General features: G+C 41.8%; 14 protein-coding genes. 9 read left to right on the top strand and 5 right to left on the bottom strand.

From position 1 onward, the window contains the following. Nucleotides 1-184: 184 nt before the first annotated feature. From SWH54_12685 to cbiR, 6 genes are all read left to right on the top strand, one after another. Complete coding sequence (locus tag SWH54_12685) at nt 185-1,702, top strand: cobyric acid synthase (protein MDY6792116.1); 1,518 nt, start codon at nt 185-187, stop codon at nt 1,700-1,702. Next, on the top strand, nt 1,699-2,220 hold the full coding sequence (cobU, locus tag SWH54_12680; GenBank protein MDY6792115.1) for a bifunctional adenosylcobinamide kinase/adenosylcobinamide-phosphate guanylyltransferase: 522 nt from the start codon (nt 1,699-1,701) through the stop codon (nt 2,218-2,220). The genes SWH54_12685 and cobU overlap by 4 nt, the downstream gene beginning before the upstream one ends. A 179-nt stretch (nt 2,221-2,399) precedes the next feature. Then, nucleotides 2,400-3,125 carry an adenosylcobinamide-GDP ribazoletransferase gene (locus SWH54_12675; protein ID MDY6792114.1) on the top strand — a complete coding sequence of 242 codons (726 nt, stop codon included), beginning with the start codon at nt 2,400-2,402 and terminating at the stop codon, nt 3,123-3,125. Between the two features lie 21 nt (nt 3,126-3,146). Then, nucleotides 3,147-4,238, top strand: coding sequence for a threonine-phosphate decarboxylase (locus SWH54_12670; GenBank protein MDY6792113.1), 1,092 nt, complete (start codon nt 3,147-3,149; stop codon nt 4,236-4,238). After that, nucleotides 4,235-5,197 (top strand): adenosylcobinamide-phosphate synthase CbiB, encoded by a 963-nt coding sequence (cbiB, locus tag SWH54_12665; protein ID MDY6792112.1) that lies wholly within the window; start codon nt 4,235-4,237, stop codon nt 5,195-5,197. The genes SWH54_12670 and cbiB overlap by 4 nt, the downstream gene beginning before the upstream one ends. A 36-nt stretch (nt 5,198-5,233) precedes the next feature. Beyond that, the gene (gene cbiR / locus SWH54_12660; GenBank protein MDY6792111.1) at nt 5,234-6,004 is read left to right on the top strand and encodes a cobamide remodeling phosphodiesterase CbiR; all 771 of its coding nucleotides are present in this window, start codon (nt 5,234-5,236) and stop codon (nt 6,002-6,004) included. Between the two features lie 23 nt (nt 6,005-6,027). Here cbiR and SWH54_12655 read toward each other — a convergent pair whose 3' ends face one another. The 4 genes from SWH54_12655 to SWH54_12640 all read right to left on the bottom strand — a co-directional run bounded on the left by SWH54_12655 (nt 6,028) and on the right by SWH54_12640 (nt 9,916). Beyond that, nucleotides 6,028-6,828: an ABC transporter ATP-binding protein gene (locus tag SWH54_12655; protein ID MDY6792110.1), complete on the bottom strand. Its 801-nt coding sequence runs from the start codon at nt 6,826-6,828 to the stop codon at nt 6,028-6,030. Beyond that, nucleotides 6,825-7,829 (bottom strand): iron ABC transporter permease, encoded by a 1,005-nt coding sequence (locus SWH54_12650; GenBank protein MDY6792109.1) that lies wholly within the window; start codon nt 7,827-7,829, stop codon nt 6,825-6,827. Before SWH54_12650 ends, SWH54_12655 begins: the two co-directional genes overlap by 4 nt. A gap of 95 nt (nt 7,830-7,924) precedes the next feature. Continuing rightward, nucleotides 7,925-9,097, bottom strand: coding sequence for an ATP-grasp domain-containing protein (locus SWH54_12645; protein MDY6792108.1), 1,173 nt, complete (start codon nt 9,095-9,097; stop codon nt 7,925-7,927). 120 nt (nt 9,098-9,217) lie between these two features. Further along, on the bottom strand, nt 9,218-9,916 hold the full coding sequence (locus SWH54_12640; protein ID MDY6792107.1) for a hypothetical protein: 699 nt from the start codon (nt 9,914-9,916) through the stop codon (nt 9,218-9,220). Nucleotides 9,917-10,056: 140 nt separating this feature from the next. Between SWH54_12640 and SWH54_12635 the strand changes: the two genes are divergently transcribed. The 3 genes from SWH54_12635 (at nt 10,057) to SWH54_12625 (ending at nt 11,336) form a co-directional block, all read left to right on the top strand. Continuing rightward, nucleotides 10,057-10,269 (top strand): hypothetical protein, encoded by a 213-nt coding sequence (locus tag SWH54_12635; protein ID MDY6792106.1) that lies wholly within the window; start codon nt 10,057-10,059, stop codon nt 10,267-10,269. A gap of 105 nt (nt 10,270-10,374) precedes the next feature. Beyond that, complete coding sequence (locus SWH54_12630) at nt 10,375-10,968, top strand: hypothetical protein (GenBank protein ID MDY6792105.1); 594 nt, start codon at nt 10,375-10,377, stop codon at nt 10,966-10,968. Beyond that, entirely contained in the window at nt 10,965-11,336 is a 372-nt protein-coding gene (locus SWH54_12625) for a hypothetical protein (protein ID MDY6792104.1), read from the top strand. Before SWH54_12630 ends, SWH54_12625 begins: the two co-directional genes overlap by 4 nt. Here SWH54_12625 and SWH54_12620 read toward each other — a convergent pair. Beyond that, nucleotides 11,314-12,051: a class I SAM-dependent methyltransferase gene (locus SWH54_12620; protein MDY6792103.1), complete on the bottom strand. Its 738-nt coding sequence runs from the start codon at nt 12,049-12,051 to the stop codon at nt 11,314-11,316. The genes SWH54_12625 and SWH54_12620 overlap by 23 nt on opposite strands. Between the last annotated feature and the right edge of the window lie 53 nt (nt 12,052-12,104).

The following is a 12,104-nucleotide window of genomic DNA, read 5'->3' as shown; positions in this document are numbered from 1 at the left end:
AAATGGATTTGGTCGCAGAACAGTAATTTTAACACAATAATACCCCTTAAGGGGTTATCAGTATCGATGCCCTTATAGGGCTTTATGCAAGCCTCCGGCTGGGCCGGAGGTCATGACTAAAAAACCGCAACACCAAACAGGCGCTTTGTGCCTTTATACAGGTGAGATCAAATAAAGCATAAGATTGGATTTTAAAGAAGAAAATAAAAAGGCCCCGTGTATTGCCGTATTTGGTACAGGTTCCGATGTGGGGAAAAGTATTATTTCAACTGCTCTTTGCCGGTTTTTGAAAAACAAGGGGATAAATGTTGCACCGTTTAAAGCGCAAAATATGTCCAACAATTCCGGCGTCACCCCGGAAGGGCTGGAAATGGGAAGAGCACAGATTGTCCAGGCCGAGGCTGCCGGGATTCCTCCCCATGTGGATATGAACCCTATCCTTTTAAAGCCCACCAGTGACATAGGCTCACAGATTATACTTTTCGGAAAGGCAGCTGGAAACAAACAGGCGTCAGAATATCATACTAAAAAAGAGCATTTGTTCGTAAATGTCTGTGAAGCTGTCGACAGATTAAGAGGCAAGTACGATGTGGTGGTACTTGAGGGTGCCGGTTCATGTGCAGAGGTCAACCTCATGCCCAACGATATGGTTAACTTCAGCATGGCTGAATATACTGATGCATCGGTTATTCTGGTAGCCGATATTCACAAAGGCGGTGTATTCGGGCAGATAATCGGCACGCTGGAATGTCTGTCACCTCAACAGCAAAAAAGAATTACCGGGTTTATTATTAATCGTTTCAAGGGGGATATGGCTCTGTTTGAAGACGGAATAAGCTGGATAGAAAACAAGACAGGGAAAAAAGTGTTTGGTGTACTTCCCTGGTATAACCATATTAATATAGAAGCAGAGGATTCGGTTATCATCGAAAACCCGCAGAGCATTGGTATGACCAGTGATAGTCCTCCGTCAATTGCTGTATTGCGAATACCACACATTTCAAATTTTACCGATTTTGATCCTATTTCCAGACTGCCCGGGGTTAATCTTCATTTTGTTGAAAAACCTCAGGAACTAGCCGGGTTCAAGGCGATTATCATTCCAGGATCGAAGAACACCCGTTTTGATCTTACCTGGTTGAAAAAAACAGGGTGGTGGGAAAAAATTTTATCATATATAAACCATGGTGGGCACATGCTTGGTATATGCGGAGGTTATCAGATGATGGGGAAGTATGTCCACGATCCTGATGGGCTTGAAGGAAAACCCGGTACCACCAAAGGGCTTTCTCTTTTGCCGGTGGAAACTATTTTAAAAGCTCCGAAAATCACGACTCTGACTCGGTTTTGCTGGGATGATATGGATGGAATTGCCTATGAGATTCATATGGGACAAACAGAAATTAAAAAAGGTGATTCCATGTTTCAGGTTTTCCAGCGAAACAATGTATCTTGCAACTGTAAGGATGGATGCGTGGTCGGTGGATTTCGCATCATGGGAACTTATATGCACGGCCTGTTTGAGAATCCCGGTATTACCAAGCGATGGCTGGAAACTATTGGACTGGGGAAGGTGGAAGTTTCTCAGGACCATGGCCCTGCAGCACGAAATAAGGAATACGATCTTCTCTGTGAGCATTTTGAGAAATATATTGATACAAAAGGAATTACCGAATCCATTATTTCACAGGTGAATGAATGAAAAAAATAATTCAGATTATCGGTGGATGCAGAAGCGGTAAAAGCTGGCAAGCGCTTGAACAGGCTGAAAAGATTGCAGCAAGTAAAAAAATCTTTATCGCAACCTGCATTCCCTTTGATGATGAAATGAAAGACAGGATCGATCGCCATAAAAAAGAAAGAGACAAAAGCTGGAAAACAGTTGAAGCTCCGGTTGAACTGTCGGCCGCAATCAATAAAAACAGCAGGGAAGGGGACATTATCCTAGTCGATTGTTTGACTTTGTGGATAAACAATTTGCTCATGGAAACGGAAGACCCTGATGGTATCCAGCAAAGAATCCATCAATTCATCCTTGCTCTTAAAGAAGTAAAATGTTCCATCATACTGGTTTCAAATGAAGTCGGGGCGGGAATTGTCCCGGAAAACAGGCTTGCCAGACAGTATAGGGATTTGGCAGGATTTACCAACCAAAAGGTGGCCGAAGTTGCCGACAGGGTAATATGGATGGTTGCGGGCATTCCTATTGTGATCAAGTAAGTTGCGGGTTACGAGTTGCGGGTTACGTGTGACGGGTTTCGTGTTATAAAAAAGGATTATTTCCGATTTTAAACTCGCAACTCGCAACTCGTAACCCGTAACGCCATCTTTCAACATAGAAACAACATGTTGGCTGATATCGACAACAATTCGTCTAAATGACGTTACTAAGCGCCTATATGAAAAATCTGATAGCAGCAATACAGTTTATCACCATAATTCCTCTGGGGAAGCATGGAAAATTCAATGCGGAAAAGATGATTCCTTTATTTCCTGTGGTCGGTATTGTGCTGGGATTGATGGTGGCGCTGTTCGACAAGATTGGGTTACTGCTGTGGTCAAAACCGGTGGCAAGCCTTCTTGATGTAATTTTTCTGATTCTTATCACCGGTGCGTTTCATGTTGACGGTTTGGGAGATACCGCTGACGGACTTTATGGAGGCCGAACCAAGGAAAAGGCACTATCCATAATGAAAGACAGCAGAATCGGCGTAATGGGTATGGTTGCCATTATGGGTGGATTATCTGCGAAGTGGGCTGGTATCACCGGTTTAGATGCATCTAGAAGTCTTTTACTGATTATCATTCCTTCCTATGCCAGGGGAGGTATTTTATGCGGAATTCGCTTTTTGAAATACGGAAGAACGGATGGCGGAACAGGCAAACTGTTTTTTGCAACCAGGCTTAAGGCAATCGGATTTTCGGCATTGGTGATTCCTGTTTTCCTTTCAATTTTTCTTGGGCTGAAGGCTGTTTTGCTGAACCTTGCTTTTATGATGATTACTGCCGGTGTGCTGTGGTTTTACAAAAAAAAAATGGACTGTGTCACCGGTGATATGCTGGGAGCAATGGTCGAAATATTGGAAGCAGGGCTTTTTTTATTGGCTTCGATTCGGCTGTTTTGAAAAAAGAATAATGGAGATTGAATGATAAAAGGCCACGGTGGAAATATTTATGATGTTGCCACCAGACTTGGTTGCCAGCCTGGTGAAATTATCGACATGAGCAGCAATGTGAATCCTCTGGGCCCCCCACCAGGTCTGAAAGTGCATTTACAAAAAAGGTTAAATTTAATCACCGCACTTCCTCAAGTCGATGCAAAAGAAATATCAACCGAATTTGCCCAGCGATGCGGTTTAGATGCTGAATGTATTTTAGCAGGAAGCGGAACCACTCCGTTAATATATGCCATTCCACAAGTGCTGGAAACAAAGAAAGCGCTGATAATCGGACCCACATATTCCGATTATGCCGATGCCTGCCGAATGCATAGGGTCGAGTTTGATTTTTTTATAGCCTCCGAGTCGCTTTTATTTGAGGTCGATATTAATGCGTTGAAAAATGAAATCAAGGGGTATGATACGGTTTTTATCTGTAACCCCAACAACCCAACAGGGACATTGATATCCCCTGAAAAAATAATTTTTATTTGCCGATCTTTTCCCCATACCCATTTTATCATAGATGAATCCTACCTTGCGTTTGTGGAAAACGGTGAAAAAGCAAGCATGATTTGCTCCGGTTTTGCCAATGTAGTGATTTTAAATTCGATGTCCAAGATATTCAGGATTCCCGGACTGAGGATTGGATTTTTAATTGCAGCAAAAGGCATCATCCGCAAATTCAAAAAATACATGCTTCCCTGGAGTGTGAACAGCCTTGCGCAAGCGGCAGCATCTTACCTGATGATGAACAAAAGTGAGATAGACCGTTTTGTTGAGCAGACGCGAAAATTTGTTAAAAACGAAAGAGAAAAGCTGGCTGAAACACTAGAGTCGACCGGCCGGATAAAAGTAATCCCAAGTCAGGTGGCTTTCATGCTTGCCAAACTGCCGGACATCGTTACTGCCGGAGAAGTTTGCGAACAATTGCAACACGAGAAAATACTGTTACGAAACTGTTCTAATTTCAAAGGACTTTCCGAACAATTTATCCGTTTCTCCTTGAACACAGAGAATGTGAACCGGATGTTTGCGGATAAACTGGCTGTTTTAATATCGGATATAAGCAACCCATGATGGAATCGTGTGGATTATTCATTATTCTTCCTGCTGCTGTTGTTCTCGATCTGATAGTCGGTGATCCTCTGTTTCTTCCCCACCCCATTCGATGGATGGGGAAAGCGATTGAACGATTTGAACCTGCATTTAGAAAAAATTCAAAAAATCTCACAGTTTACGGAACCTTTTTCGCGCTCATTCTCATAATTTCCACCTGGATAATGAGTTTTGGCTTGGTGGTTATTGCGAGAAAAATACATCCGGTAGTTGAAATGGTTTTGCAAACTGTACTGATTTACTGGTGTATTTCGGTTAGATCGCTCAGACAAGCGGCCATGGAAGTAAAGCGATCATTGGTCAGGAATAAAATAGAGGAAGCAAAAATAAAACTTTCATGTATAGTGGGCAGAGATGTCAAACAACTGACTGAAAGAGGAATGATCAGGGCCTGCGTTGAGACCGTTGCTGAAAACCTGGTGGATGGCGTTATCGCACCTTTATTTTTTGCCGTTATCGGAGGCGCTCCACTTGCACTAACCTATAAAATGGTGAATACGTTAGACTCCATGGTTGGGTATAAAAATGAAACGTATGTTCATTTTGGCAAAGCAGCCGCACGAATAGACGATGTTGCCAATTATGTTCCTGCCCGCCTGTCAGTACCCATTATATCGCTGTCTGCCCAACTCGTTTTACAAAAAGGGTGGCGTGCGTTAAAAACCGCCATAAAAGAAGGAAAAAATCACTCAAGCCCCAATGCGGGGTTTCCCGAAGCTTCATTTGCCGGCGCCATGGGAATAAAGCTCGGCGGCCCCAATTACTATCACGGCCGGCTGGTTCATAAGCCGTTTATAGGAGAGTTTTTCGGGGAAGCAGAAATCATCCATATAAAAAAAGCCTGCGATCTAATGGTACTGTCTTCGGTGATATGGCTTGTCACATTATGTGGGGTAACGGTTTTTCTATTTCTATTTTAATCAATGCATCTGCCTCTGCCAAAATCATACAAAGGCGTGTACCCGTTTAAAATCGGCACCACATCCTTTATCTATTCGGACGGTTATGTGCCCAATGTAACCATGCTTGGACCGTATATAGATGAGATAGAGCTTTTGCTATTTGAAAGTCAACCGGGCAGCCTCCCCGGGCAAAATGATATCGGTGCGCTTTCACTTCTGTCAGCAGAATTCGATCTTACCTATAACATTCATCTGCCAACAGATATATCATTCGGGCATAAAGATCCATCCCCACGACATCATGCGGTGGAAACCATACTGCGTGTGCTTGATTTAAGCTCACCCTTATGCCCGTCTACCTGCACCCTCCATTTATCATACGATGAAACTTCGGGTGAAAAAGAGATGGTGCAAAAATGGCGGGAGCGTATATACGAAGCGATTAATCGGTTAGTGAACTTAGGAGCAAAAGCTGAAGACATATCGATTGAGAATATAAATTATCCTTTTGCATGGGTGGAAGATATGGTGAGGGAATTTAATTTTACCGTTTGCATGGATATGGGGCATCTTATGGTGAGGGGTGAGGATCTAGAGGGATTTTTTAGTGACCACGATAACCATATATCCATTATACACCTTCATGGCGTTGAAAACGGCTGTGACCACCTTTCATTGACACGTTTAGCAGCAGAAAGGGCGGAGGAGATCATTGGGATATTAAATCAATTTTCTCAAACTGTGTCATTGGAAGTCTTTTCATACCACGATTTGGCAACATCATTGGTATTTCTGGAAAAATGGTGGCATAAACTAAGTTGTTGACGTGACTTTTTGCAACAGTATCATCATTTAGGCTGATGCTTTTCAGGCACCAGTGTAATTCTGAGGAATTTACCCACCGGGCTTTCATCAACCAAAAGCCTGCAATCGTATGTTTCCTTTAGTATCTGCAAGGTCAATATTTCATCCGGTTTTCCCAGACCGGCAATTTCTCCATTTTTTAGCAGCAACAGCCGATCAGAATACATGGCCGCCAGATTTACATCATGGGATACCATTATCACCGTCATCCCGCGTTGAATTTTCAACTTTTCCATCAAATCCATAATTTTAAGCTGGTGAGCAAGATCGAGGGATGCGGTGGGCTCATCTAGCAGGATTATTTTTGGTTCATGGCAGATTGCTCTGGCAATGAAAACACGCTGGCATTCGCCTCCGCTCAATTGATCCACTTTTCTATGAGCCAGATGTTCAACTTCGGTAAAGGCCATGGCATTTTGCGCAATTTCAAGATCTTTTTGCTGTTCCAAGCCCAGCACATTCAGATGGGGAGAGCGTCCCATAAGGACCAGTTCCGTGACTGTAAAAGGAAAATCAGCAACCGCCATCTGGGGAACAATGGCAACTATTTTTGCCAGATCATTCCGGGTATATTCTTTGAGAGGTTGGTTAAAAACTTTAACCTCATCTATTTTGGATTTCAGGATTCCGGCCATTATTTTCATCAGGGTTGTTTTTCCTGAGCCGTTGGGGCCAATGATGATAAAAAATTCGCCTTGCGAAACAGAAAAGGACAAATGATGCAACACAGGATGATTGCGGTAGGTAAAACTGAGATTGGTTATGTCAACAGCGCTATTCTTCATTTTGATCTTTTTAAAAGGTATATAAATAGAGGTGCCCCGATCATGGCAGTAATCACTCCTGCAGGCATTTCTCCATGTTGCGAAAGGATTCTCGACATCAGGTCACAGAAAACCATATATGATCCACCCCCAAGAATGCATGCCGGAACGAGGATACGGTGGTCAGAACCCAGCATAAGCCGAAAAAGATGGGGCATAACCAGTCCGACAAAACCGAGCAGGCCACAGTGACTGACGGTGGAACTGACCATAAAAGATGTGGTGACAAGCAGAATAGTGGTGACTCGTTTAATGTTCACCCCCATGGTCTGGGCCATTTCATTTCCCATAAGGAGGAGGTTCATGGTGTGCGAGTAACGGAATATGATAATAAAACAGGGAACAAGTGTCAGAGAAAGCATTTCAACCTGCTTCAGGTCACTCATGGAAAGATCCCCCATGAGCCAGAAGATGATATTATGGATCCGTGAGTCCTGCGTGATCGATATGAGGAACATAATAATGGCAGAACAGAAGGCATTCACCATCACCCCCGATAGCAGCAGGGAATCTTTTTTAAGGATCGTTTGTCCGGATGACATGGCAAGGATTAAAAGAAGGGTGGCAATACTTCCCAGAAAGGCGGTGAGGCTGACGCCCGGAAAACGGGATAGTCCGGCCAGTATGCCGATTATTGCACCAATAGCGGATCCGCCTGAAATTCCAAGAATGTAAGGCTCGGCAAGCGGGTTTCTAAGAAGTGCCTGAAAAACAAGTCCGCCCAGTGAAAGCGTTGCACCTACAAGGGCTGCCAGAAGCACACGAGGTAAACGAATCTTCCAGATAATGGTATGAATCATGGAATCAGCTTCATTCACCCCAAACAGCGATTTAAAAACGGCATTTGCGCCGTTTCCGGAAGACCCCATGGAAAGACCCAGAAATGTGGACAAAATTAGCAGGACCAGCAGCAAAAAGGAAACCACCAGGAGCCGTTTTATAATAAATGGTTTTTGTGACATTTAATCGAATATAAAAAATGGTTCGGTGTTCAGTCAAGGTCTTTCCAACTGATAATCCTTAACAGAGGAAAACCTTAGTGAATGAAGCTATTATACTATCGGATTGATATAAATTCATTCAAATCCGAATCGAGAATGTTTTTAAGCTCGTTAAAATTGTTTTCTCTGGTTTCCGTGAACAAGAAGCCGAAGACTGAGTGTTTTTTATAATCAATTTTTCTAAGCTCTAGTGGATTTTCAAAATTTGAAAGTAACTTTTCATAGTTGAATGATGAAATTTTAGCCACGTCTATGCCGGTGGAATTTTCCAATACGATAATACAGTATAGTTTTCCCTCTTTTCCTTTAAGAACCTCAGACCAGTCTGGTTTTTTACGCAAATAATAATATAGATAAGGATTAAATCCATAGGCCAGAAAGGATATATCTGGTGTGCTACACCAACCGCCAAACCGCATTGGATTTACTTCGATCGGTAATAAGGTCCCCCTTTTGTCTCGCCTAAGCTCAACATGGACCGGAAAATTTTTTACTCCAGCCAAATTGCCAATTTTTGCTAAAAAACCGGTAAATTCCTCCAGGTTATTTTCGATAATCTGTTTGGAAGAAATATAAACCCGGTCACTTACATCGTTGCCCGAAGAAAAAGGATGTTTAAAGATGCTCAGAATAACCGGTTCACCGGTCGAATTATAATAGGCGTCGACTGCAAATTCTTCGCCATCAATACATTGTTCAATAATAAAAGAACGGGTGCTTAACACCTCTTTAGGGTATCGATTTTTAATTTGGTTGATTTCGCCGGTGATAGAATCAATGGTGCGAACCCACTCTTGGTAACATGAGACCTTATGGACACCCATACTAAAAAAACCAACAGCTGGCTTGATTATAAATGGTCGTGAGATTTGGTTAAACCGGATCTTTTTCAAGTTTTCCGCCAGAACCTCTTTGAAGTAGAAATCGGGGAAGATCGGTCTGGTTAATTCACGAAATTTTAGTTTATCTTTGAACAGCTCTATTTTTTCCGGAAGTTTGGAAAAAGGCAAATGCTTCGATATCCAACCGATTGAATTTTCTGATGTAGTATAGATGGGGGGATTACTCAGCTCTCGAGCCATTGCAATCGCTTTTTGTTCGCTGATTACCTTTGTCCCATTATAAAGGCCTAAATCATTTGCTATATCCGTACCGACCACCGGGATGTCATTATCCCTGACAGTCATTTTGAAAAAATTCGAAACATATGGTTTGTCTAAAAAAAACATGTTTATCTACCTGCTCTTAGTTCAAAAAGGGATTGGTTAAGTTCAGTTGGTCCTGCAAAGAGGTTGCTGAGATGTGTATGCATGGCCCAGTTGAACGTAGAGCCATTTCATTGATACAGCCTATGGATCATAAACGGCTTCGGCTTTTTCGATTAATCCCAGAGAAGTGGTAAGCGTTGACAGGGCAGGGTTGATTTGGTCGCTTTTTCCATCCACATCTCCATGCCCGATCATTTTAGCTTCGCTTTTCGAAGTTTCATTGCCAACCTGGATACTTCCCTGCCATACCACAGAGGGTTGACCGCGATACCAGCTGTAGTGGTGCTGTTCGTTTTGATCAAAACTCTTATTGACTTCGATGTAATAAAAATATTGACTCGGTTTAAGAGCCTGTTGGGGTTGCCATTTCCAAATGAATTCTCCTGCTTTGGGTGTGGCCGAAGAAATAGCATCCGGCAGAGGCATGTGTTTAGGAGGATAGAAATTTCCATTACCATAGTCCACACCACGGCTGTAAGCCCATACAGGCAAAGCACTTAAACGGGCACCACCCCATTTGTCATCCAATCCACCACGGCGATTTCCCAGCCCTTTTTTAGCGATTTTCCGGGTGATATAGACAGTTTCCACAAAGACCCCGTGTTTATCGGTCACCCAAATAGCCATCTGGCATTTCTTCTCGGTTAAAAGAAGTCGAAAGGTGAATACCGGATGTTCTTGTTTTACTTCTGCCGGGGCCTGATTTCCCCAGAGAATTATAATGACTAGGGGAAAAAGCCATTGAACGGTTTTTGCTGTAAAAAATGATTTAAGCATCATGCGATTCCCTATGGCCGAATGGAAAAGATATACATAAAATTTATGGGTATCGGCTGGTAAAATTCATCGAAGCGGGTTCGGTGTTCAAGTTATGGGTTTAGCGAAAACATATCAAACCGGCTGATAACGAGATAGATCAAATGACACGGATTGATGAAAAAATCAATTTAAATCTGGTGGTGAACACATTTATTAATACTTGTTATAAGGCGATTTCCCCAGTGATAGTATGGAAATTTAAAAACTCTCCGACTCTTCATTTATATGGTCAGGGTACGGATACAGATAATAAGTCATTATCTCGTCAAGGCATTTCCACAACCGATAACCCGAAGGTTGATTTTTCGCTGTAGGTACAGTAGAAATCGATCAGTTGCTTTCAGATTTGTTTCCTATTTCTACCAGTATTTTCATTCTGGCAATGCTTCATATTTCAAGTTCATGAGGGTTAGGAGAGGATGAGCATATCACTGTTTATAAAGATCATGGGAATCTTCTGGCTCTTTGCCGAAGGACTGGTCATGGTTTATATCAGAAAAAGCTTCCTCTTCCTGAAAAAAGGAGAAGCGCGACAAAGAGAATTTGTCTTCTTTTGCATCACTTTTTTTATTATTCTTGTTTGTTTAAACTTCGGCGAAGAGATAAATATCGACACATATTTGGGGATTAAATACAGGTCCTTGGGACATTTCTACTACAGCTACTTATGGAATTTCTTTTGCACGCTGTGGGTGGCAATCGAAGCGGTGATCGCAATTTATGTTTTCCAAATCTATAATCTGTTGAGAATGGCTTTAGAAAAGAAAAAATCAATACTTAATAATACTCTTTTATTTGGTCCGGGTATATTCTTGGTGTTTCTAGTTGCTGTTTATATCAGCTATCATTGCTATGTTGGCACATTGGCGGATATGGATCGGTATCACCCTAAAAACATGCAAAATATGTTTAATTTTTACATCAAAATATGCGGGATGTTCTGGATTCTGATCGAATGGGTGGTTGGATTGATCGGACTTAAAATCCTCTTCTTGTTAAAAAGGAAGGTATGATGAATTCAAATATAATGGATATGATTTTCTTTGAAATAGGAAAAAACTTTTCCACCGGAGCCTATATGTGGACGACAAAAGTTCAGGGGATATTATGGAGCATCTCCGATGTTGTTATTATCTATGTGATATTGAAAATTGCGTCTTTGATCAGAGAAAAAAATCAAAAGCAAAAGATTAGATTTAGGTATATTTTAATGTGGATGTCCGCTGTACTGGTTCCTTTCCTGCTGTTTACCATAACCCCGAGGCAGTTCTTTATTTTGGAAAGTGTGATTTTCGGTCTTCAATTTTCTGTGCTTATTTATTCATTAATTGCGGAAACAAAGGACACCATCACTTTTTTTAGAAAGCTTGTTGCGGATTGATTTTTCGCAAAATAAGCGACATATGCCTGCTTTGAATAAAACTGGGGGAGGGGGTCTGCTCATGAAATTCGATCTTCCAAAATTGGTCTAGAGCTTTGGTTGCCTTCAAATCGAACAGATTGCGATCCACCTGATCCAAGTATAACATCCTTTCACGAAGGAAGGTTTTAGAGAATTTCTTTCGATACATCATGTGGGCAATATCCACAATAAGCCGATCAAACAGATGACACCGAAGCAGTCCTAAAATTTTTCTAACATAATTTAAACAAGTGTTGTATCGGCAGGCATACGGCATGCTCAACACAAGATAACCGTTGGGTTCCAGCAATTTCCATACCCGTCTCAATAAATCATCAATCGAAGCATCCAAAAGCTGGAACACAGAGTAGGAAAAGGCCATGACAAACGTTCTATTAAATGGGTGTTCAATGAAATCATCATGGATAAAGTTAAATCTTGAACGGTCGGACATGTTTGATAACGCTTTCTTACAGGCATAGATATTGGGCTTAGACAGGTCGATTCCGGTGAATGTGAATTGTGCAAAATGAGGGGCAATGGAAAAAATTTGCTCTCCTGATCCACATCCAATATCAACATAACGGCCTTTTTTTTTCTTCAGCTTTTGAAATTGGGGAAAATTCAATATTAGATTTTTGAAATATTCAATGTATCCTCCTGCGGTAAATTTCTGTTTATGATAGTTTTGCATCTTGTATCAACGATTAAGCAGCCGTCGTTTGCCACGGAAACCACGGGGATGGT

The organism is Thermodesulfobacteriota bacterium, from assembly GCA_034189135.1.
GTDB lineage: Bacteria > Desulfobacterota > Desulfobacteria > Desulfobacterales > JAUWMJ01 > JAUWMJ01.
Note: the sequence above shows the minus strand (reverse complement) of the source record. Positions and strands in the feature narration are given on the sequence as shown.